Origin of the sequence: Tabrizicola aquatica (assembly GCF_002900975.1) — a bacterium.
Classification (GTDB): domain Bacteria; phylum Pseudomonadota; class Alphaproteobacteria; order Rhodobacterales; family Rhodobacteraceae; genus Tabrizicola; species Tabrizicola aquatica.
This window is the reverse complement of the sequence record NZ_PJON01000001.1, coordinates 1,644,031-1,666,110: the sequence shown is the minus strand read 5'-3', so window position 1 is coordinate 1,666,110 and position 22,080 is coordinate 1,644,031. Positions and strand designations below refer to the sequence as shown.

The window sequence follows — 22,080 nt, the reverse complement described above, 5'->3', positions numbered from 1 at the left end:
ACTGCCGGAATGGGATGTTCCGGTCGCGTTCCGCAGGCGTTCGACGATATCCACAGAAACCCACCGACGATGGTCGAAGCGCACGGGATACCTGTTGCAGACTCGCCCAGCGGCTGAGTAGATTCGCCGTTGAGCAGTCCATAAGAATCGAAAAGACGAACGCAGTCGGATGCGCACGCCGGTCACGGTGTGCCTCTGGCTTACAGGCAGTTTTCCTCGACGACGTGCTCTGAACCCTGAGTCAGCCCACGTGCTCGGCACGGCGGGTCATTTGTAACCTGCATGCCGACGGCCCCGGCCGAAGGATGCCGCATGTCTGAAAGGAGTTTCCCAATGCCTCTGCCGCCTGTCGCATTTTTCTCGATCTACGAAATCGCCGTGCGCTGGGGTTGCCCTCCGGCCGATGTAGCGGGCTGGGCAGCGGCAGGGCATCTGCATGTCGTGGCGGGCATTCCTCCCGTCCTCTGCGGTGACGAAACGGTGGCCGGTATGGTTCAAGTGCCGATGGCGGAACTGATGGGGATGTTCCGGCGGATGGGCCCGAGCGACGAGCAGGCGCCGCTCAGGCGGGTCATGCCGCTCGGCAGTAAGACGTGGCTCACGATCACCAATCCGGCCGAGGGCTTGTTGGTCCGATCCTCCGACCTGCTGCTGGATTCCGGAACGCTGCAAGCCTTCGAGGAGGAGCGCGATCTGCTACGGCGCCCGGCCTCCACTATCGGCGCCAGCCCGCGATATGATTGGGACGCGATGTATGCGTGGCTGACGTGGTTCCTGTTCGAAAAGGGGGTGCCCGATACCCAGTCCGCGCTGGTTTCACTGGTGCAGGACTGGTTCGTCCAGAACTCGAAGTCGGGCGAGGTGCCGGATGAAAGCACCATCCGCAAGCGGCTGTCCTCGCTCTGGCGCAGGTTGCGCGGCGAGGATGCCGCGTAAGGTTCAGGCCGATTTCGGTAGGTCGGTCCCCTCCTGCGCCGCGTCATGCACAAGGCGCGGCCGCGGGCGCAGGAGGCTGGCCACCGTGTCGACGCCCGCGCGCAGGGGGGAATCCATCAGGTGCGCATAACGCTGGGTCGTCTGCATCTGGCTGTGGCCCAGCAACTTACCGATCATTTCCAGAGACGCGCCGCCGCTGACCAAGAGCGAGGCGAAGGTGTGGCGCAGGTCATGGATGCGGACGTCGGCCAGCCGGGCGTCCTTCTGCACCTTGGCCCAGAAGCGGCGGATTTCCCGCACGGGCTGGCCGACGGTGTCGCCGGGGAACAGCCACGGATTGCCGCTCGGCACCGCCTGCTGACGCAACCGCACGATGGCAGCCACATCCTGCGAAATCGGGACGCGGTGGATCTTGCGCTGCTTGGTGGTCGAGGCGGGTTTCGACCAGATGGCATAGTCGAGGTTGAACTGTTCGAACCGCGCGGTGCGAACCTCGCCCACCCGCGCGCCGGTCAACATGCACATGCGGATGATCGCCGCGGCGCGCTGATCCTCGGCGCCATCCAGCACGGCCGCCAGCCGTGTCAGCTCTTCGGGCGACAGGAAGCGCTCGCGGGCATGTTCGATGCGACGATGGAACCCCTGCGCGGGGTTGTCCGTCCGCCATTCCCATTCCATGGCGAGCGTGAACATCTTGCGCAGCACCTCACCCATGCGGTTGGCGCGGATCGGGGTGGGCTTGTGGCCCTGCAGTTTGCGGGCCCGGTTGTTGGGCTTCGCCTTGCAGGGGCGGGGCCGCCCCTCGGCCACGAAGTCGAGGAACCTCGCGACGTCAGATTTGGTGATCTCCGTCACCAGCCGGTTCCCCCAGGCCGGTTCGACCATCTTCTTCAGCATCGAGACCTGGTCGCCCGCGTTGGTCTTGGCCAGTTTCGGCAGATGCTCGGCGATGTAGCGGTCGATCATGTCGGTGACCCGCGGCGCCCCGCGCCACTCATCCCGCGCCGCCAGAGGATCCTGCCCCTCGTCGATGGCGCGCCGCAGTTCCTTGGCGCGTTCGCGGGCGGCCGTGACGCTCCACTCCGGCCAGCGCCCGATGGTCATCCGCCGCTGCCGCCCGGCATGCCGGTAGTCGATGGTAAAGGTTCGCGCGCCCGAGGCTTGCACACGGGCGGCGAAGCCGATCACCTCCGTGTCGAAGATCTGATAGCTGACGCCGGGCTTGGGCTCCGCCTCGCGCAGGGTTTTCTCATTCAGTTTCAGTCTCTTGACCATCCATCTCGCCTCCTTGCCCGACGACACAGGCTTAGACCCGCGCCACTATCAAGTCGGACCACGAGGGCGGGACCGGAATACAGGCGGAAGGTGGAACTGGGGCGGGGTGAGGCGTTCCGCCTCAAGAAATCAATAAGTTACCGCCTTTGAGTGTTGAGCTGCACGCCGCCACCCAAAGAATTCTTCTCTTTCTCAACCCACCTCCAAAGTTATCCCTCCAAGGACCCTCGTGCGCCACTGGGGCGCCAGAGAGGTAGAAAATGATCTTCATCGTCATCGCACTCGTCGCCGGGCTCATCGGCGGCTTCATGGCATCGGCCAAAGGGAAAAACGTCTTCCTGTGGTTCATCCTGTGCGGCCTGTTCCCGATTGCCATCGTGTTCCTCGCCTTCATGAAGGCCGAAGTTGCGCAGCAATCCAATACCGAGGGAGGGCCGACCGTCTGATCAATGATCTGGCGGTGCGCGCGCTGTTCCGGGCCGCACCGCCGCCCCAAAAAAGCTCCCCAAAGAAAAATTCACCACCGACGCACCAAGTCCGAAAACCTCCCCCCAAGAAACCTGGTGAAGACACCAACCCAACCGAACAACAGAGAGAAACAGACATGATCATCCGTACACTGCTCACCACCGTCGGCGCGTTGACGACCGCCACCATCGGCTACGCCGCGCTGACCGTCACCGCCCCGAACGCCGCCGACAAGATCGAGACCCTCGTCCGCGACATCGGCTTCGGCTGGACGGCCGACTCCTGTGAGGCGAACCCCGAGGGTTGCCTGAACAGCCGCTTCACCGAACTGTCCCGACTGGAAAAGGAAGTCGCATCCTCCATCAGGGCCATCCGCAGCGAGGTTGACCGCCTCGACACCCTCGTCGCCGAGCAGGAGGAGCTGGTCGGCAAGAATACCCTGTTCCTCGAGCAGGGCCGGGCCGCCTACAAGGCGCGCGAAAGCACCCTTGCGCCGGTGGGCGAAGCGCCCCGCGGGATCGAGTTCGCCGGGCGGACTTATCCCGATCTGGCCAGCTTCAAGGCGCAGCTTGCCCTGCTGTTCCAGGAAAAGACCGTGCTGGAACAGAGCCTCACCTCGGCGCGTGACCTGCGGACCAAGCTGCAAGCGCGGCTGGACGAACTGATGATCCAGGCCGGGCAGATCACGCTCGCGAAACGGGTCATCCCGGCGCAGCTGCAGCTGGTTCGGGCGAACCAGACGCTGGGCGAGTTCTCCGAGAACCTGACCATGATCGATGGCGTCATCGAGGGCAGTGTCGAGGGGATTTCGCAAAGCGACCAGCTGATCCGCACAACGCGTGATCTGATGGCCGACTCGACGCAGAAACCTGTGGCCGCAGAGGGTCAGCAAGCGTTCGAGGACTTCCTGAAACAGTGATCGCCTTGCTAGCTTGCCTCAAACAACAGCGATTCTTTCGGATGCTTGCGGGCATCCGAAAGGCCACAAACAGAACCAACATGGAGCCGATTTTATCATGCTGAACCGTCCTGCCCGACTGACTGCTTCGATTGCCGCGATGCTGACTGCGACCACGGCCATGGCCGAGCCGACCATTGAAGAACTCGACATGCGGATGCGCGCCATGGAAAATACCATGCAGTCAATTCTGGAGTTGCTGCAAGAACAGCAGGCAACTGGGACTTCTCCGGCCGTAGCACCTTCGAACGATAGTGCCGAAGCGCCTGCCGCAGTTCCAGCGGGATATCAAATGGGCGCGCTCTATCTAGACGTGTTCACAAGAACTTTCTCAAACAATGAGTACACTGATATGTTCTACAATCCGGGGAAGCTTCCTGATGGACCAATGGGCGTGCCGTCAGGAAGTGCTATTTCGAAAGTAGGTGGTGCCTTCTCGTTCGGTGCATTTTCTGAAGAAGCCACGCTATCGCAGTTTAGCAAGGCAGATGCCTTGGTCGGCGTCCAATGGTCGGGGGTCATTGAGATTGAGGAAGAGGGGCCTCACACAATCTCAATTCAACTGAAGAAAGGAAGCAAGTCTGTTGGATCATGCCGCTCCGTACTCCGACTGAGCGGAAAGATTATTGCGGACGCCAAGGGGGACTATCGTGGCGACAACGACGAGCAGATCGACGTAGCTCAGACCACTCAAGATCTCACAACTGGCCTCTATGATTTCTCACTTTGGACCACGTGCGTCAATAATCGCGAAAACGCCATGCAAGTAGTTTCAACTGAAGTCTCCATCGCAGCTCCAGGTGACCGTGCCCCGAAGCCGATCTCGCCGGAGCGGTTCGGGGTGCAGCCCTGATCTGGTGCGCGACCGAAGTCCCCACATTCAAACACAGGAAACCCTATCATGCGAGTTCCCCGCTTCCTCCTCTCCTCCGCAGCAATCGCCTGCTGCCTGTCCCTCCCCGCCGTCGCCGAACCAACCAACGCAGAACTTGACCAGCGACTTCGCGCGGTCGAGGGAAACATCTCTGCAATTCTTGAACTGCTGAAAGCGCAGCAAGCAACCACGTCTTCCGATGCGCTCGCTGCGGCAGCGCCAGAAACTGGGTACAGTTGGGGTGGGCTCTATTTGGATGTCTTCCTCCTTCCACTCTCCGAACAAGAACTATCCCTAATCTATGAGGCTAAGCAGGACATCCCCTCTGCTCCGCAGAACAGCCCGGTTGCCAGTACAACTGTGAAAGCTCCTACATCGTTCAAGTGGGGAGCCTTGTCACAACAGGCCGAACTCTCGAGATACGTCCAATCTGAGAACAGCTTGCAAGTTAGATGGTCTGGCGTTTTCAACGTCATAAACGATGGAAAACATACATTTGTTCTGAACCTCTTTCGGAATGGAGGAGAGTTTGGTCCTGCTATGTGCCGGTCTGTATTGGCAATAAGTGAAGAGCCTGTACTTGACATTGAAGCTCGTCCAAAAGGTGCCGTTGATTTCACTCGCACCGTGCGCATACCTGGAAGACCCACGGAGTACCTCCCATTCGATGTCAGCAAGCAGACGGACGTCGACTTGGTCCAAGGCGTTTATGACATCTCCATTTTTCTGACCTGTTTTGGGAACAGAGAGGATGCCATGAAGGGCACGCAAGTCGAGTTGCGTCTGCTTGAGCCTGGCGACCGTGCGCCCAAAGCGATTTCCCCCGAACGCTTCGGCATTCGCACGTGAAGCCATGAGCCATTACGACGAAACCCACTGGTACGGACCTTACGGCTGGCCGCGGCTGCGCGGCCAGATCGTGAGTCTCGCCGTCCAGCTGCTCCCCGCCTTCCGCGAAGCATTGCTGACGCCGGGTTGCGACGAGATTGCTTCAGCCCGCTACTTCGCAGCGTCCCTTGTGGCCGAACTCGGCACCATCGTCGAAAACCGCGTGAGCGCCATGCTTGCGGTCATCGAGGAGGCGAGGGTGGACGACGAGCCAACCGTTCGCTTCAACTTAAGCAGCGGCATGTGGGCCTACGCCTTGCCGTTGTTCGGCGATACGGAACCCTTGGTAACCGCGCTGGCGAGGGATGCTGCCATCATCCGGGGAACGACGAACCGCAGCGTACGGGCCGAACAAGCACTTGGGCAGGCGCTGCGCCAGTTCCTGGAAGAAGCTCGGCGCGAGGCAAGCCCGGGCTCGGCCCACCGGCTGAAGACCTGGGAGGCGGTGAAGAGGGTGAGCGACACCATTGCGACAGCGCCTGAAAACGCCAACACGCCGCTTGCTCTGCGCGGATCGGATGAGCACGTGCTTGCGGTCTTCGAGAAGCTGAAGGTGCAGTACGAAGGCAACAAGAACATTCCGAACCGCACGCTGGCGGGCCTTTGGGCCTATTTCGAAGAGTTCCTGCCGGAATGCCAGGATAAGGCCGCTGCAGAGTATGCCAATGCGCTGACGACGCTTGCGATGGAGAATGAAGAGGCCCTTGTTCGCGACCTGACCGGGAACTTCTGCCTCGAACAGCTTCGCAAGAAGGAGCCGGAACTGTTCGAAGTGCTGGCCGTGGATGCAGGTCTTGATGAGGCGAACGGCGAAAAAAAGGCGGCCTATATGACCCGAAAAGGGATTGGTCGAGCGACCTTCAACAACCGATACGAACTGGGTGCTGCGGCGATCCGCGAGTGCTTCGACAAGACGCTGCGGTACAAACTTCTGGGGCCACAAATCCTATGAACAAACGATCGAAACTCTTTGCAGATATCCTGCGCGGCCAAGACTCGGCAGAAGGTTCATTCACAGATGAGCGGATTAGGTCCGCTCTGGCTGGAAACCCGCCCTTGTCAGTCGATGAACGATTGGTTCTGTGGTCGTCGCCTGATGCACGAGATCATTTTCTGGCTGTGCGCCGGGAGGTCCGGCGAGAGCTCGCTGAGGCTTTCGCGGGCGCTGGCCTCGGCTACTCGGAGCGCAGACTGGCGGCGTCTGGTGACGGCGACGACGTACAGCAGGTCGAGGGCAAGGGATTTTCTGTCGTAGTCTTTCACGACAATCTTCCGGGTGCAGAATGGTCGATCTTGTGCCAACTGGAATCGACATACTTGGCGACTCTCCCTCCAAGGACTGTTGTGACACTGCGGGACAGCGGTGGCCTTATCTGGGCGTCGGGCGTGCCTGATGATCAGGGGTGTTTCGGCGGGGCTTGGACAGAACAGTCCGAGGCTCCTGCAGAAAGGCTCAAGGGGCACACCCTGCGCCTGGAGCTGCAATAGTACTATTTGGGAAACTAGAGAGGCCTCGGAAAATCGTGAGTGATAGCATTCCTATTGGACCGAACGGGATTCTTGCAGAGGTCCGAGCTGTTGCTCTGCTCGAGCTCTCACTGAGTATAAGGTCGATCTTGAGGCACAACTGGGGAAACGGTTGGCTTCAGCGGCTAAACACAGTCGCCAAAATTTGGGATAATACTACTAAGGAGTCCCGCGATGGATCACAGAGGAAGAAACTGATACTTCAGTTTACCGAGCATGGCTTCAATTGTGATCACAATCAGGCCATGGTGCTTCTGCAGCAACTGGTAAACAAAACATTTCTATCGGAATTTGCGCCAAAAAAAGATGAGTTGCTCAAGCTTGCAAGTGAGAGGATCGAAAAGAGAAATTACTTAGAACACAATCCCTTCCTTCCTCCAACGCAAGAGGAAGTTCTTGAGGAAGTGAACGCAACCGTTTCGTTCCTCGAAATGGTTGGTAGCACTTCAGGAATTGAAGTTCTTAGGAAGCTTTCTGCATTGATCAGTTCAGATGAAAAACTGATCATTACAGCTGAAAAATACATGAATAAGGGCGCGGATGCTGGCTCTGTACCGAAGGATGTTGCAGCAATGCTCTCCATGATGCAGGAATTGCTTTCGCATGCCAAGCAAGCGCAACCAGGGCTGTCGAAAACGGATAAGGATGAGATTGCCGGGCTCGTTGCTGAGGTTGTTCAAAACCAGCTTTCCGCCCGGCCACAAGTAGTTCAACCGGCACCGGTCCTGAACGGGCGTCGCAGATCTCCAATTCCATCCCCTGCCAAGGGCGTCGTCCTGTTCCCCATCGTATCAGCCTCGTCAGAAGAGGAGAGCGATTTTGGTGTCGTCAAGACGCAAGTTATTCCGTCCCTAGGTGAAGTAATAACATTTGGATCGACGTTTCCAGAACCGACGCGACGGAATGCTTACCAGAGGTTCATATCTGAGGCGCGCCACCGCGAGATGGACGGATTGAGTGCCGAGAAGTCAACGCGTGCATCTCTGGACCCAAGCGACTTTTCCGGCAACAGCTACGCCTTGGCGGCAGCTATCGCCGACAAGTCAGCGCGCTATGGTCTCTCCAACGACTTTGCGGAGAGACACGTCGTTGCCACTGGTACTTTGGAGCGGGGCGGGCAGGGTGCCGTTGTCGAGATCGATGATTTCCCGCAGAAGGTCCGGTTGCTCGTTCGCTCTGCACCTCCGGGCGCACTCTTCATCTTCCCAAAGGCAAACCTTGACGCTTCGGATGCTCAGACACGTGAACTTCTGAACAAAGGCAACTTTGAGTGGCGGGCAATTGCTCATGTCGATGAGTTGCAAGATATCTTCGCCGCGGTGGCTGATCCTGTGCTCCCGGGCGAAAAGACTCGCCCGCGAGTTCTCACACCAGCTGGTGATGAAGTCGTCGACACGAACGGTGATGCTGCTCAGAGCAGCGCAGGTGTCGCCGCAATCCGCGCGGGACGACCGGCGCTCGCTGCAGCGGTCATTGCAGGTGTAGTCCTCCTGGGCGGAGCGTTCGCGGCAAGCGAGTGGTACGGTGCTTCCAGACTGGACCCGATTCAAGCTCAGGCGAGTGATGAACGGCTAGCCCGCCTCGCGGAGGGTGCATCGAGGATATCCAAGCCCTTGGATTCCGCGCCGAATTGCCGGGAACTGCTTGCCGCGTCAACAGCACTGACGGATGTTGATCGCGACCGGATGCTTCCGGTGCATGACAGTGCTGTCTCTGCTTCTTCCGACTGTGCTGCCGCGCTGAAGGAAAGTGAGCAGAAGTGGGCCCAGTTGGCTTCGGCTGCGTCGATGATTGCGAAAGGGGAGGCAGTTCCGGTGGATCAGATCTCTGCACTTCGGGAGTCCTTTGGTGTCTTCGCATTGTCAGACGCATCAAGCTCTGACAGGAAAACGATGCTCGCATCAGTTGACGCTTACCTAGGTGAGAACCTCACCCGGCAGGGACGGTGGGAGGCCCTTGCTGAGGCCATTACTGCATGGCGGTCGAATGAGGTTTCGCGTCTCGTTGATGATGTCGCCAATACATACGCCGCACTTACTCCCGAAGACCGGTCTCTGGCATCTCAAGAACAGAAGGTGTTGATGTCCGCAGGCCAGTCGGCGCTGGCCGCACAGCAGGCGAGCGATCGACGTCTGAGTGATTTGGTTGCATCAAGCCGCCGTCTTTCTGCTGAGCCCGGGGCGGCTGCGGTAACTTCGGCGAACGCTGCACTTGGTGCATTGCTTCCTTTGGATCATGCGCGTGCAGATGCAGCCGAGCTGGATGCAATATCTGCAATCGAAGCAGCTTTGGCAGCCGCGAAGTTCCAACGGCTGTCCCATTCGGCTTCGGTGTTTCAGAAAACGCGGAATCGAACAACTGCGCGCGAGCTTTCCGCTGCTTCGTCGGAACTTTCTGAAGAGGAACTGCGCAAGGCGCCCACAGACATCGCCGCTGCAATTTCATTGGCTGTCGAGGCACAGTTGGAATTGGTACAGAGTCTGGCACGTGAACGCCGGGTAGTCGATGCGGTTCGGTCTGTTGACGCGGCCGAGTCTTCATCCAGTGGGCTTGCTTCCGCCTACGGAGAACTTGTTGCCGCAGTCGAGGAACTCACTTCGTTTGATGAAGTGGACTCCAGTGCAGCATTGCGTGCGGCGGTCACTAGGTCGGATCGGGTCCGACGTCTCTTGTCCCAGAGCGATGTGCGTATTCGTGAGGTCATGCGCCTGGCGGAACAATCGGCAGGTTATGGCCAGAGTGTTCCCCCCGCGATCGGCCAAGCGTTTCAGGCCGCTAGATCTAGTCTAACGACTCTGGACCTTGAACGCCTTTCAGAGGATCAAAGGCGGCTTCTCGACAGCGTTTGCGGTATCAGTGGACCGCTTGCACCCGGCGTCCTCGCGCCAGCGGACCGCTGCGTAAACCTGACGCAGCGCAGCCAGCCTTGGGTTCTCAAGCCGTCCGCACCGGCGCCGTGATGGGGGTTTGGATTATGTGGCCTCGGTTGCGTTCTCTGCTTGTCAACGCCTGGTCAACCGATGGTTTCGGTCAGGCGCTGCCAACTCCCTTCGAAAAACGTCGAAACTCGATAGGCGTCATGGGATATGGTAAACATTACAAACGGTTGCGCAATAAGTTCCTGTTTTCATTGATCCCATCCCTGTGCCACAGTAACGGCTCATAACCTGAAGGTCGTAGGTTCAAATCCTACTCCCGCAACCAAATTACCGTTGGATAACAAAGACTTGGAGTCCGACAAAAACACTTGTGTATAGACACCAGCGTTTTACCTCAACGCCACCTCAACGTTTGACGAGTCCCCCCTGAAAAGCGGGGGCTTTTTGCGTTTGGGGGGAACGAAATCCATCTGCCCATCGTCTCAGGCAACTCGCAGTTGCGTGCGCATCCGGTTCCAGCCATCATCATCCCGTAGTTCTCTAGACGGTGAATTGACGACGAAGGATTTTGCCCTCGGATCAGCACCTCGCAAGCAGATAAACGGGCAAACGATGAAGCAGGACGACTTCCGGAATTGGCTGATGGCGCAGGGGCAGACGGATGCGACCGCTTCCTCTCGCGTGAGTAGTGCCAAACGCGTTGAACAGTACCTCGGCGATCTGGACGAGTTGTTCGCGCAAGAGGATCGGGACAGCGTCCTGAACCGATTTGCCTACACCGCCGAGGATGAAAGGGCAGAACGCCCCAATCCCTCGCCTGTTCCCATCGACGGTGTCTTGCGCACGGGTCTTGCCAGCCTCCAGCAGGCCCTGAAGCTGTACCATTCCTTCCTGACCGAACAGTCCAATGTGCCCGACAAGGCAGAACACCAGGCATTGGTCGACCGCCTCACCCGCGAGGAAGTCGAGGCGGCAATGCAGGAATGCGATCAGTTGGGCTTGAAGGCGTTTCTTGCCCGTGGTGGCTTTGCCAGCCCACAGGTCTGGGTCAGCGATGAAGGCAAGGATCAGCCCTATCCCGCGAAGGCCACCGTCGCAGCAGCCCTGGGGCATCTTCCCGATTGCCGCGCTCTCGCAGCGAAGGAATTCTTCAACGGCTTCGAAGAGGCGCAATCGTTCGCCAAACTTGAGGCTCTCGGGTTCCAGATCATTCGCAAGGGGGCCACTGACAAGGATGACGCCTTCACTCGCGACCGGATCGAGGGTGCGATGGACGCCCACGAAGAGTTCCGCAGGTCAGGTGCACATGCCGATGTGTTCTCGAGTTTCGGCGAGCCGAAGGATTTTTGGGTGCGGTCCAGCCGCCCGCGGCAGGACAAGCGCTTCCCGACGAAGCCAATTGTCGGTTACCTCTTGGGCAAGGCGTCGAACACATTCAATGGCGGGTGGAGCCAACCGGGCGACGCGGCCGCAAGACTGCATGCGGCGGGTTACGTCATCGTCGACCAGCATGACACGCCGTTGCCGCTACCCGACCAGCACACACATCTGATGCGCGGGGCGGAACGCGCCCGTCTCGTGGCTCTCAACTACTTCATCGCTCCCGCACGGGAAGCCGGACTTCATTCGGTAACCATCCGCGCCGGTGACCTGCACGACATGTCGGGCCTTGTGAAAAACTGGGCGAATGTCTGCCAGGCGTTGGAGAAAGAGGCTTTCCAGAAGCTTGCTTCGGTCCCGGCGCCCACGCGATCCGGGCCGGAGCGCAGCACCACGACCGAGTATACCTTTGTCCTGACGAAGGACGGAAAGGCGAAGAACCCGTCCATGTCGCATGCCCTACAGATCGAGACGACCAACCTGATCCTCTACGGGCCCCCCGGCACCGGCAAGACTTACCAGACGGCGTGGGAGGCGGTTCGTCTCTGCTTGGGCGACGCTGTTGCTGCTGATCTCTCCGGCGAAGAGAACCGTGACCAGCTGATGGGCGAGTACCAAAGCCTGATGAAGGAAGAGCGGATCGAGTTCGTCACCTTCCACCAGTCCATGTCATATGAGGAATTCGTTGAAGGGCTTCAGCCAAGTACGGGCGAAGATGCCAGAGAGGGGCCGGAAGAGCTCGGCGCTGCTGTGGGCTTCCGTCTGAAGCCGACCGACGGGGTGTTCAAGAAGATCAGCGAACGCGCGCGCCTCGACAGTTCGCAGGCAGGGGCCGTCTCACGTCTCGACAGGACCGCGCGCGTGTTCAAAGTGGCACTCGGGCGCCGCCAAGTGGAAGAGGACAGGATACGCTTCGGTCTGGAGAACGGATTGATCCATGTGGGCTGGGGAGGGGACATCGATTGGTCCGACGAACGGTTCGATGATTTCGACCAGATTTACAACGAGTGGCGGTCTCGCAAAGACACAGACGCGACAGGCCATGACGGCAACATCGTCGTCACCTACTCGTTCAGATCGGACATGCAGATTGGTGACTACGTTGTGGTGTCTGACGGACGTGATCGCATCCAGGCATTTGGCAGGATCAAGGGCGATTATTACTTCGACGAGGGCGCGGAATTTCATCCCCACAGAAGAAACGTCGATTGGATTTGGCGCGACGAAGCCGGGACCGATCGCAACCGATTTTACCCGAACGCGTTCAGGCGGCATTCCGTATACAAGCTCAACCAGTCCCTCATCGATTGGGACGCGCTGGAAGAGATCGTCTTCGGCAAGCGTGCTGCTGTGGCAGACAATACAGCGCGTGACTATGTGCTGATCATCGACGAGATCAACCGGGCCAATATCTCGAAGGTGTTTGGCGAACTGATCACGCTCCTCGAGCCGGACAAGCGCCTTGGGCGACGTGACGGGATCCAGCTGACCTTGCCCTATTCGAAGAAGCGCTTCGGGGTGCCGCCCAATCTGCACATCATCGGCACCATGAATACGGCCGACCGCTCGATTGCGCTGCTGGACACGGCCTTGCGCCGTCGGTTCACCTTCAAGGAACTGATGCCGAACCCCTCTGTCCTGTCCCCGAATGTCGGCGGGATAAATCTCCAGAAGCTGCTGACCACGATCAACGACCGCATTGAGTATCTGTTCGACCGCGAACACCAGATTGGACACGCCTATTTCACCGGCTGCAAAGCGCGAGAGGCCGTCGAGGGAGTGATGCGGCACAAGGTCATTCCGCTCCTGTCCGAGTATTTCTACGAGGATTGGTCGAAGGTCGCCGCCGTTCTGGGCGATGGCCCGCAGGGCCCGTCCCGGTTTCTGGAGGCACGCCGCCTGACTGCGCCGCCGGGCATCGCCGCTGATGATTTCAGCGGCGAGCGACTGCGCTGGCGGGTGAAGGATCAGTTCGACTTCTCCGAGTTCGCGGCCTGATGCCCGCCTACTCCGTTCGCGAATGGGAGTCCGTGCCCCATGGCGATGGGGAGGGATGCATTCCCCCGCATCTTGCCCAGCGCCTTGTGACACTGGCCAAGGCATCTCCCTTCGCCGGGCGTGGCGGCGATGGCGTTCTCGAGGATCGGCGCCATGACCTGCGGGCGCGCGGGGTGGTTGGCGTTCTGGCGGTGCCGGGCTGCACGCTGGAAATCCTGCCGAAGATCGACGTCGGCGAGAAGGAAGGCTCGGCCCAAGAGACGCGCGAGATCCGCAAGCGCCTTGTGCACATGCTCGCAGTGGCCCTCAATCTCAAGGTCGAGACCGGGCGCATGACCGACCTCGACTGGCAGCGCGAAACGCTGCTGGAGATCCTGATCCGCATCTTCTGCGACAAGCTGACCGAGGCGGTTCGCCGAGGAATGCCGCGGCGCTATAGCCTCCGCGACGACGACCTGCCGACCTTGCGGGGATCGCTGGATATCCCGCGCCAGTTCACCCGGCATCTCGCAAACCCGGGCCGCCTGGCGTGCCGCTATGATGAGTTGTCCGAAGATATCGCCCTCAACCACATCATGAAGGCGACCATCGCGCATCTGGCGGGCATGTCGCGCAATGCGACGAACGTGCAGCGGCTGCGGGAACTGGCTTTCGTCTATGCCGAAGTTGCGGAGGTGCAGATCCCTGCCTTGCGGTGGGACGATGTTGTCATCGACCGCACGAACAGCGCGTGGCAGGAACTCTTTGGAATGGCTCAGCTGTTTCTGCGCAACCGATACCAGACCACCAGCGCTGGGTCAGGGCAAGGATCGGCCCTGCTGTTCGAGATGAATGCGCTGTTCGAGGAATACATCGGCCGTCTGGTGACGCGGGCGCTGGCGGGGTCCGAATTCCGCGTGACCCTGCAGGGTGGCCGCCTGTTTTGTCTGACGTCGGTCGATGACGAACGTGCGGTTTTCCAGACCAAGCCCGATATCATCATCAAGCTTGGCGATCAGGTCGCCCATGTGATCGACACCAAGTGGAAGCGGATTTCCGACCGGATCGACGATCCGAAGCAGGGGGTCTCCCAAGCGGATGTCTACCAGATGATGGCCTATGCCCATCTCTACAAGGCACCGCGGCTGACGCTGCTTTATCCACACCATGCGGGACTGAGCGACGAAGAGGGGATTCGCGCGCGGTTCCGGGTGACAGGTCAGGAAACCTTGCTGGAAACGGCTAGCTTCGACATCTCCACCGGTGCCGACCTGGTGGACCGCATTCGTGGGCGGATCCTGACTGACATCGAAGAAATGTCCCCCGCAGAACCGTGAGGGCAAAGGGCACGCCCCAGGCAGGTGCACAATTGTGCCCATCGCAGCAAGGGACTGGAAGGATCGCATCTGCCATCATCGACCAGCAGCGAATCTCTGCCGCTCGTTGACAGAGTGAATCCATGAACCGGGCGGGGCAATGCGCCGCGGTCGAGGCGTCTGGCGCTTGCCTCGTGGCAGGCTTCGTCCGGCCCGGCTTTCACCGGCACGCCCGCGCCTGGTCGCGCAGCACAGCGTAGTCGCCTAGCATCCTGATGATGACGGCGCCTTCCGGAAGCTCCTCGGCCTCGTCGGCCGCGCGGGCCTGCTCGGCGCTGGTGTACTCCACCACGGGCGGGCAGGGTGCGCGGGTGTCAGAACCGCCCGTCGCGCAGCCGGTCAGCCAGAGAATCGCGATCAGGAGGGCGGCGGGCGGCGGCGTCGAGCATCTGGCGGTGGATGGCATCGTTTCTCTCTCTGGCGTCGAGGCGTTCGGCCGCGCGCCCGGCGCGTTCACCGGCGCGGCGCAGGTTCAGGAGGAACAGCAAGATCGCTGCGGCGGCGAGGATGAGGCCCAGCGCCTTGCGCGCCGGGCCATGGGTGAGGAGCCACCCGATCACCGCTGGCCCCGTTTCCAGTCGTCGAGCCGGGCGTGGATGGTGATGCCGATGCCGATCAGCGCGATAACGATCAGCACCCAGCGCAAAGTGTCGAGATAGGGCACCAGCGGCTGGATCGTGGACTGGGTCTCGGCGAGAACGTCCTGCAGCACCTCCACGCCCGCGGCCCCCACAGTTGCGGCCCCGGCCGCCCCGCCACCGCGCAGCGTGCGGCTTTCCGAGAGAACTTCGCGCGCAGGCGTCAGTTCCGGCGCGAAGGGCACGGGCCGCGCCGGAAAGGGATCACCCCAGGACCGGGCGGGCCCGAGGTCTATATGCATGAAGCCCGAACGCGGATAGGTGCCGAAGCCGAGGAAACCGACGGCACGGGCGGCGGCCTCGAAGGTCACCGGATCGTGGTTCGCCATGGCGATGTCGAAGGCTGCGCCCTGCATGTGTTTCGATGCCGGAGCCCCGCCCACGGCGCGGTTGTGGCTGGGGCTGCGATAGCCCGACCGAACGATCAGCGGCTTGCCGAGACGGTTGCGCAGGGATTGCAGCTTGTCCATCGCCTCGGTGTTGATCTTGATCGCCCCGGTCCCGCGGCAGGCGATCTCGGCCGGGGAAAAGCTGGGCCAGCGCCAGGCGGATTCAGGCACGTCGCGGAAATGGGCATAGGTCGTGGTCGGCATGATGGTCTCCAGAAATGCAAAACCCGCCTCGGGGGCGGGTGGGGGACAGGTTCAGGGGTGGTCTTTAGGTGATGGTCAGTCGGTACGGCCGCGCTGGAAGGCCTCGAACATCACGTCCCGCATCGCGCGGATGTCGGTCTCGATGCGTTCCAGCCGGTCAGCATCGGCCTTGCGGTCTTCGGCGCGCTGTTTGTCGATGCGCTCGCGCTCAAGGAGCAATTCGCGGTCGAGGCGCTCCAGCATCGCCTCGTTGGTGAATGCCTTCCTCGTCACTGTGGCGGCAACGGCAAGGCAACCGCCAACCAGCGCGGTGATGGCGGCGGTCAGGCCATTGTCGCGGAAGGCCTGGCCGACTTCCTGCAGGAGGGTGGTGCGTTCAGTCATGTTGATATCCCTCAATAATCTGTCTCGACGTAGACGCCTGCGCAGTCGTAGGCGACGACTGCCGCCGTCGCGCCGTTGTTCATGTAGTTGCGCGGGCTGAGCAGTTGGGTGGCAGCGGGCATGTCGGCGGTGATGGTGAACTCGACCGCCGCCCCGCTGACCTCCTCGACCACCCGGACGCCGATGTCGGCCCCGTTTGGCGCGGCGGCGATGTAGAGCGTCAGCACGTTGGTCATGCTGGCCACCGGGAAACTGGCCCCAAGGTCGATCAGCGTCGGCGTGCCCGCGCCATCATTGTGCACCAGCTGCCAGTTGGAATGCGTGCCGCGCTGGAAACCGATGCCGATGCAGTTCAGCACCGTGGCCAGTGTCAGGGTGGTCGCCAGCGCCGCAACCGAACCATACAGCCCGAAGAACCCCATCCCGGTCGCCTGCAGCGTGGTCAGCGATAGGCGGCTGACGTAGTTCCACCCGCCCAAGCCCTCGGCATTGCCGCGCCAGCAGACCCAGCCTGCGGATCGTTCCTCGGCGGCGGCGCTGGCTGTGGCCGCGCTGGTCACCCGCCAGCGCCGCATGCTGTCGGCCAGACCGGTGGTGGTCAGCGTTGGCGTCGCCACGGTGCCGACAGCCGTGCGCGGCATGCCGTTGGTGTTGACGGTGGTGCTGGTTGACGGAGCCCATGTCGCGATCCGGTTGACCCCAAAGTGGGGCTGCAGCGGAAAGAACCGGCCCGAGGGGCGCTGCACATCGAGCCACCCGGCCCCGGCGCGGTCGCGGGCATAGACGGCCAGCTTGCCTGCAGGCGGTGGGTCCGGGGCGGCGGCCAAGGCGGGCAACACGACCGGCTCGGGCAGTTCGACCCGGCCCGACGTGCGGTCGATCCGGATTGCGTCAAAGAAGGTCGACCCGTTCGGGCTGACCTTGAAGCTGAAATCGTCGTTGCCGAGAAGCCCGATCAGCGCCCGAACTGAGAACCCGGTCTTGAAGGCGAAGGCGGCGTCGTTCCCGGCCGCCGCCTTGTTCACTGTCGCCTCGATCCCAGCGCCAGCATTGTTGATCAGCACCGCAGGGGTGTTCATTGACAGCCGGTTGTAGCTGTCGGCCGTCGCCCCGCCGAGACCCAGCAATTGCGCAGTCAGGTTGGCTTGCGGCATGCCGACCTGCGTCACCGCATTGGCGAAGGTGACTGTGGGGGTGTTCACCACGGTCGTGCCGCCCGACCCTGCGGTGGCGGAACCGATGTTGACGACCGTGGTCGATCCGGATGCGCCGCCGGTGCCGAGGTTCACAGTCTTGGTGACGCCGGTGCTCGTGGCCCCGGTGCCCATGCCGTAGGTGGCGGTCGTTGTCGCCGTGCCGATGTTGGCCGCCGCCGCCGAAACTGTGACCGTACCGGAGGCGGTCAGCGTGCCGGAGAAGGTCTTGTTCCCTGTAAACGTCTGGGTGCCCGCGAGGATCGCCAGTTCCGACGAGGTGTTCGGCAGCGTGAAGGTCCGGGTCGTGCCGGTGGAGATCCCGGACAGCGAGAACAGCGCCTTCTTGGTCGGATCGGCGTCGTTCACCAGGCTGAAGATGGCATCCGACACATCGACCGGTTCGCCGACTGGATCCCATGCGCTGCCGGTCCAGACGACAAAGGCTTGTTCTTCGGCGATCCACGCCAGCCAACCCGGGCGTGGCACTAGCCGCATCCAGACGCCATCGACCCAGAAGGCGATGTTCAAATCCCAACCTGACCACAGACCGGTCGCGCCCGAGGCTACGATGTGCCGGTCGCCGTCGACAGGGCTGGCGGGTGGGGCCGTGCGGGTTCGGTCGAGGACCGACAATTGCACCATCGCGTCCAGCAGGCGCAGGGCCTCGTTATGGGTGACATGCTTTTGCGCCTGCGAGGCCAGGATATAGGGCAGCAGGAGATGGGTGGTGATGTCGGACATGGATGCGCTTTCAGAAGCTGAGGGTCACGGATCGCCCAGCGCCCCGACCGATCAGGGCCGAGAGCTGGAAGATGCGGATGGCGAGGGATTGGCCGGGGCTAAGCGGCGCGCCCCAGTCGGTGGTCTGCAGCGCGGCGGTGTAAAGGACGCTGGTCGTGGCAGTCGTCAAGGATCGCTTGACAACTGACCCGTCCAGAATGTCGACCGCGTAAGCCTCGCTGTCCTCAGCCAAGGGCACATCGCCCGCACCCCAGGTGTTGGCGGCAAGGGATCGCGACCGGCGGGTCCAGCGGATCGTCAGATCGCCGGGGCTGCGGGCGATACGCCACGGCTGTTCGACATGCGCGACGGAGAAGGGCCGCAGCCCAGCGCCCTCTGGGGTGAAGGTTGCGGCAACAAAGGTCTCGTCGCTGACCGGTTTGGAAGCTGGGCCGATACGCCAGTTCCATGGCAGACCCAGATCGGCCTCGCTGATGGGCAACGGTGCAATGGTTGTGTCGAGAACAACGACGCGGGCGCCGCTTGCCACCATTCCGGCGACCGCACCTTCCGTGCCGCGCTGGCCACGCAGCAATCGGGTCAGCTGATAGCGCCCCGGTGCGATAAGTTCTGCAAATCCTGCTTGGACGATCTCCCACTGCCCTGCGCCGGTCTCGACGGCCAGCGCATTCGCGCCGCCCAGCAGCGTGATGTCCGTGACGCTCTCCAGCGTGCCGGAATAGAGATCGACCACCAGCGCATTGCCAAGATCGAAGCGCGACACCGGCCCCGCATAAAAGTCGGCCGCCAGCACACCCATGCGCGCCCGCGAGCTGAAGGTGGTCAGCAGGGCAAAACCATCTGTTGCGGCGCTTCGGTAAACGGCAATCTCGCCGGGCCATGGTTTGGCATGCGCCGCGACCATGGGCCGATGCGCAAGCTGGTCTTCGCGCAGTTGTGGCAGGTCGAGAAGCACGACGTCTGGTGCGCCGAAGACCGTTGGCGTCGATAGGGACGCAGGGCGGGGTTCGCCGGGTGGTAGGTCGTAGACCGCCCGGTCCTGACGCACCGCATCGATGCTGCGCAGGTCGGAGTCCGCGATGGACACCAGGCGCATTTCCGTCAGGCGGCCATCGTGGTCGAGCAGGATCACATCGCAGGGATCCAGCGCCAGCCGTGATGGCGGTAAACGGAACGCGGCACTTTCCCGACCGACCCATGCTTCCATCAGCGCGCGACGGCACCGGCGCTCGGCTTCTTCGGGCGGGATCGCCATCGGGAAGGACTCGGACGCGATGCGGGTGGTGTCGACCGTAATGCGCCGCGTCTCGACCTGTGCCGCGTCATAGTCCTCGTCGGCGCGGGCGACCTGCCACTTCAAGGCCTGCGGCAATTCGGTTTCCTGCGCCCGGGTCAGTTCCATCACATCGCCCTGCGCAGAGGCGGGGGCCACCATTCCATCCGGAGTGATCGTGGCACCGGCAATTCGGCCGCGCATCAGGAACTTGATGCGCCCCTCGCTCTCCACCGCATCGAAGCCAAAGTGCCGGGCCAGCGTGGAAATCGATGCACGCGGGGCTTCCAGCGCAGAGATCACATAGCCCTCGACCGCACCCCAGAGGCCGGAGACGTCGATCAATTCCTCGGGCATTCCGGCGCGGAGACAAAGGTGGCGCACCAGTGCTGCCAGTGATACTGCGCCCAGCCGCCCGGTCAGCCAGTGCCCGAGCCGCCAGTTCGGCCCGTCTGTCCAGACATCGGTCAGTTCGGGGAAGAACGGATAGGGCCGGGCATCCCATGTCCAGGCGGCGCATTCGGGGACATGGACCATACGGTTTCCATAGACGGAGGACACCGGGTTGTTGGCCGCCTGATCCCAGAACAGAAAACTGGCTTCCAGATAGGCCCGCTGGATCGCATCATCGCGCCACCCGCGCGAGAAATACGGTGTGAAGCTTTCGGAAGACTTCGGATCGAAGAACACATTCGGCTGATTGGTGCCGCGGTCAATCGCCGGACAACCCAGTTCAGTGAACCAGACGGGTTTCGACTGCGGCACCCATGCCGTTGGCGTGCCGCTCTCGACGCCGCCCGGGCGGTTGAAGTGCGGGTTTTGCCACCAAGCGCGCAGATCCTTGAAGCGGAAGACCCATGGTTTGCCGACACCGCCGTCAGTGATCGGCGTCCGGAACTGCGTCGTCCGGTCAAGGGCGCTGGCATAGAACCAGTCGAAGCCTTCGCCGCCGGTGATGTTCGATTGCAGATAGTCCCGGTCGTAAATCGCAGGGGCCAGTGCGGCATCGGTATGATCGAACCCGTCGCGCCAATCCGACAGCGGCATGTAGTTGTCGATGCCGATGAAGTTGATGTTGGCGTCCGACCAGAGCGGGTCGAGGTGGAAGAACACGTCGCCCGACCCATCGGTAGGGTGGTGGCCGAAGTACTCCGACCAGTCAGCGGCATAGCCGATCTTGGGCCCAGCGCCGAGGATCGCGCGCACATCAGCGGCGAGCGACTTGAAGGCAGTGACGGCGGGATAGGTGCTGGCCCCCGAGCGGATGGTAGTGAGACCGGGCATTTCCGAACCGATCAGGAAGGCGTCGACGCCTCCGGCGGCTTTGCAGAGATGCGCGTAGTGCAGGATCATCCGGCGGAGCGACCATTCGCCGACTGGCCCGGTCCAGCTGACATGGGTGCCGGAAACGCTGAAGTTGGCGGGCGTTGCCGTGCCGAACAGGGCTGCAACCTGCGTCGCTGCCGTCGCGGTCTTGTCGACGGTTCCGGCAAAGCCCGCCGCTGGGGAACAGGTGATCCGCCCCCGCCAGGGGAAGGTCGGCTGGCCAGAGGTGGCGACATTGGCACTGTAGGGATTTGGCTTGGTGTTGCCAGGCGGCACGTCCAGCAGCAGGAAAGGATAGAAGGTCACGCGCAGCCCGCGCGCCTTCATCTCCTGAATAGCCTGCACCACGGCGAAGTCGGCCGGGGTGCCGCCATAGACCGGACGGTCTTCAGCATCGCGGCTGACCATAAACGCGTCCGCACGTGCGACACCGTTTACGACCCAAGCCGACGGCGTCGTCGTTTTGGTGTCCACCTCGACGCCCGGCCGCACCTTGCAGTTCCCTGCCCGCAGATCATCACCGAACCACGCCACCACGAGGCTCACGCTTTCCACCGCTGGGGCCAAAGATTGCAGCCGGTCCAGTGCCACCACGATGTCGGCCGTGTCGGTGATCGCATTCAGGTTCTCGGCGACGGTTGCTCCGCCCGAACCGGTGGTCTTCTTGACCGGCGCGGTCGCATAGGTGAACTCGCCCGAAGCCGGGATCATCGTCACCGCTTTTACCAGCCCTTCGGCCGTTTCGGGTTCCGCGAGCGGCCGGAACACTTCGAAGCTGATCTGCGGCAGGCGGTTGCCGAAGGCACTGAGGTCGAGTTCCTCAAAGACGACATAGGCCGTGCCGCGATAGGCTGGGGCGTTGGCCGCGCCCATCTTGGCGGAAATGAACGGGTCAGGTGCCTGCACCTCGTTCCCCGGATACCAGCGCCAGGTGACGCCGGTCATGTCCATGGCCTTGCCGTCGGCCCAGACCCGGCCAATGCCGGTGATCTCGCCTTCGCACAACGCGACTGCAAAGCTGGCGAAGTAGAGGTATTCGGTGGTCGTGACCTTCGGCCCGCTGCCCTTGCCGCCGCCCTGGCTGGTCGTGTTGACCTCCTCGCGGAAATCTGTGGCCCAGATGATATTGCCACCGATCCGCATCCGGCCGAACAGGCGCGGGATCACCGCGCCTTCGGTCGAGGAGGTGATGCGCAGACTGTCCAGCCGCGCGCCCTCGATCCGTTGGGCGGGGGCCAGCGACGACACGATCCAGTTGTCGACGACCGACCCGATGGTGGATCCGATGAAGCCACCGATGGCCGCGCCGGAAAAGCCGAGGATGGCCCCGCCAAATGCGCCGCCAATCGCGGAGCCGACGGCACCGAGAACCAAAGTTGCCATGTCTGGGG

The 22,080-nt window shown here is 61.8% G+C and carries 16 protein-coding genes; 9 read left to right on the top strand and 7 right to left on the bottom strand.

From position 1 onward, the window contains the following. Nucleotides 1-333: 333 nt before the first annotated feature. Nucleotides 334-936 carry a hypothetical protein gene (locus CXR42_RS08200; protein ID WP_103256917.1) on the top strand — a complete coding sequence of 201 codons (603 nt, stop codon included), beginning with the start codon at nt 334-336 and terminating at the stop codon, nt 934-936. Nucleotides 937-939: 3 nt separating this feature from the next. On the opposite strand, the gene CXR42_RS08195 is transcribed toward CXR42_RS08200, so the two are convergent. Continuing rightward, nucleotides 940-2,211 (bottom strand): tyrosine-type recombinase/integrase, encoded by a 1,272-nt coding sequence (locus tag CXR42_RS08195; RefSeq protein WP_103256916.1) that lies wholly within the window; start codon nt 2,209-2,211, stop codon nt 940-942. 260 nt (nt 2,212-2,471) lie between these two features. On the opposite strand from CXR42_RS08195, the gene CXR42_RS08190 reads away from it, so the two are divergent. The 5 genes from CXR42_RS08190 to CXR42_RS08170 all read left to right on the top strand — a co-directional run bounded on the left by CXR42_RS08190 (nt 2,472) and on the right by CXR42_RS08170 (nt 6,351). Further along, complete coding sequence (locus CXR42_RS08190; protein WP_219727927.1) at nt 2,472-2,657, top strand: hypothetical protein; 186 nt, start codon at nt 2,472-2,474, stop codon at nt 2,655-2,657. Between the two features lie 158 nt (nt 2,658-2,815). Then, nucleotides 2,816-3,598, top strand: a complete 783-nt coding sequence (locus tag CXR42_RS08185; RefSeq protein ID WP_103256915.1) for a hypothetical protein — start codon at nt 2,816-2,818, stop codon at nt 3,596-3,598. Nucleotides 3,599-3,695: 97 nt separating this feature from the next. Then, a complete protein-coding gene (locus CXR42_RS08180) occupies nt 3,696-4,490 on the top strand; it encodes a hypothetical protein (RefSeq protein WP_146038019.1) in 795 nt (264 codons plus the stop codon). 48 nt (nt 4,491-4,538) lie between these two features. After that, the gene (locus CXR42_RS19305; RefSeq protein ID WP_146038018.1) at nt 4,539-5,360 is read left to right on the top strand and encodes a hypothetical protein; all 822 of its coding nucleotides are present in this window, start codon (nt 4,539-4,541) and stop codon (nt 5,358-5,360) included. A 4-nt stretch (nt 5,361-5,364) separates the two neighbouring features. Continuing rightward, nucleotides 5,365-6,351, top strand: coding sequence for a hypothetical protein (locus CXR42_RS08170; protein ID WP_103256912.1), 987 nt, complete (start codon nt 5,365-5,367; stop codon nt 6,349-6,351). Between the two features lie 107 nt (nt 6,352-6,458). Here CXR42_RS08170 and CXR42_RS08165 read toward each other — a convergent pair whose 3' ends face one another. Beyond that, the gene (locus CXR42_RS08165) at nt 6,459-6,662 is read right to left on the bottom strand and encodes a hypothetical protein (RefSeq protein ID WP_103256911.1); all 204 of its coding nucleotides are present in this window, start codon (nt 6,660-6,662) and stop codon (nt 6,459-6,461) included. Nucleotides 6,663-6,922: 260 nt separating this feature from the next. On the opposite strand from CXR42_RS08165, the gene CXR42_RS19300 reads away from it, so the two are divergent. The 3 genes from CXR42_RS19300 to CXR42_RS08150 all read left to right on the top strand — a co-directional run bounded on the left by CXR42_RS19300 (nt 6,923) and on the right by CXR42_RS08150 (nt 14,499). After that, nucleotides 6,923-9,886 carry a hypothetical protein gene (locus CXR42_RS19300; RefSeq protein WP_180995992.1) on the top strand — a complete coding sequence of 988 codons (2,964 nt, stop codon included), beginning with the start codon at nt 6,923-6,925 and terminating at the stop codon, nt 9,884-9,886. Between the two features lie 531 nt (nt 9,887-10,417). Further along, complete coding sequence (locus CXR42_RS08155) at nt 10,418-13,183, top strand: AAA family ATPase (RefSeq protein ID WP_219727926.1); 2,766 nt, start codon at nt 10,418-10,420, stop codon at nt 13,181-13,183. A gap of 32 nt (nt 13,184-13,215) precedes the next feature. Further along, nucleotides 13,216-14,499: an McrC family protein gene (locus tag CXR42_RS08150; RefSeq protein WP_245875367.1), complete on the top strand. Its 1,284-nt coding sequence runs from the start codon at nt 13,216-13,218 to the stop codon at nt 14,497-14,499. Nucleotides 14,500-14,852: 353 nt separating this feature from the next. On the opposite strand, the gene CXR42_RS08140 is transcribed toward CXR42_RS08150, so the two are convergent. From CXR42_RS08140 to CXR42_RS08120, 5 genes are all read right to left on the bottom strand, one after another. Continuing rightward, nucleotides 14,853-15,098, bottom strand: coding sequence for a hypothetical protein (locus CXR42_RS08140; protein ID WP_406622203.1), 246 nt, complete (start codon nt 15,096-15,098; stop codon nt 14,853-14,855). Next, a complete protein-coding gene (locus CXR42_RS08135; RefSeq protein ID WP_103256907.1) occupies nt 15,095-15,769 on the bottom strand; it encodes a YcbK family protein in 675 nt (224 codons plus the stop codon). Before CXR42_RS08135 ends, CXR42_RS08140 begins: the two co-directional genes overlap by 4 nt. A 75-nt stretch (nt 15,770-15,844) precedes the next feature. Next, the gene (locus CXR42_RS08130) at nt 15,845-16,153 is read right to left on the bottom strand and encodes a hypothetical protein (RefSeq protein ID WP_103256906.1); all 309 of its coding nucleotides are present in this window, start codon (nt 16,151-16,153) and stop codon (nt 15,845-15,847) included. An 11-nt stretch (nt 16,154-16,164) separates the two neighbouring features. Then, nucleotides 16,165-18,090 carry a DUF2793 domain-containing protein gene (locus CXR42_RS08125; RefSeq protein WP_103256905.1) on the bottom strand — a complete coding sequence of 642 codons (1,926 nt, stop codon included), beginning with the start codon at nt 18,088-18,090 and terminating at the stop codon, nt 16,165-16,167. A 10-nt stretch (nt 18,091-18,100) separates the two neighbouring features. Further along, a complete protein-coding gene (locus tag CXR42_RS08120) occupies nt 18,101-22,072 on the bottom strand; it encodes a baseplate multidomain protein megatron (RefSeq protein WP_103256904.1) in 3,972 nt (1,323 codons plus the stop codon). Between the last annotated feature and the right edge of the window lie 8 nt (nt 22,073-22,080).

Excerpts from the sequence above, each read along its gene's own strand:
- CXR42_RS08200 (WP_103256917.1), top strand. The coding sequence starts at position 334 with ATGCCTCTGCCGCCTGTCGCATTTTTCTCGATCTACGAAATCGCCGTG.
- CXR42_RS08195 (WP_103256916.1), bottom strand. The coding sequence starts at position 2,211 with ATGGTCAAGAGACTGAAACTGAATGAGAAAACCCTGCGCGAGGCGGAG.
- CXR42_RS08190 (WP_219727927.1), top strand. The coding sequence starts at position 2,472 with ATGATCTTCATCGTCATCGCACTCGTCGCCGGGCTCATCGGCGGCTTC.
- CXR42_RS08185 (WP_103256915.1), top strand. The coding sequence starts at position 2,816 with ATGATCATCCGTACACTGCTCACCACCGTCGGCGCGTTGACGACCGCC.
- CXR42_RS08180 (WP_146038019.1), top strand. The coding sequence starts at position 3,696 with ATGCTGAACCGTCCTGCCCGACTGACTGCTTCGATTGCCGCGATGCTG.
- CXR42_RS19305 (WP_146038018.1), top strand. The coding sequence starts at position 4,539 with ATGCGAGTTCCCCGCTTCCTCCTCTCCTCCGCAGCAATCGCCTGCTGC.
- CXR42_RS08170 (WP_103256912.1), top strand. The coding sequence starts at position 5,365 with ATGAGCCATTACGACGAAACCCACTGGTACGGACCTTACGGCTGGCCG.
- CXR42_RS08155 (WP_219727926.1), top strand. The coding sequence starts at position 10,418 with ATGAAGCAGGACGACTTCCGGAATTGGCTGATGGCGCAGGGGCAGACG.
- CXR42_RS08135 (WP_103256907.1), bottom strand. The coding sequence starts at position 15,769 with ATGCCGACCACGACCTATGCCCATTTCCGCGACGTGCCTGAATCCGCC.
- CXR42_RS08130 (WP_103256906.1), bottom strand. The coding sequence starts at position 16,153 with ATGACTGAACGCACCACCCTCCTGCAGGAAGTCGGCCAGGCCTTCCGC.
- CXR42_RS08125 (WP_103256905.1), bottom strand. The coding sequence starts at position 18,090 with ATGTCCGACATCACCACCCATCTCCTGCTGCCCTATATCCTGGCCTCG.
- CXR42_RS08120 (WP_103256904.1), bottom strand. The coding sequence starts at position 22,072 with ATGGCAACTTTGGTTCTCGGTGCCGTCGGCTCCGCGATTGGCGGCGCA.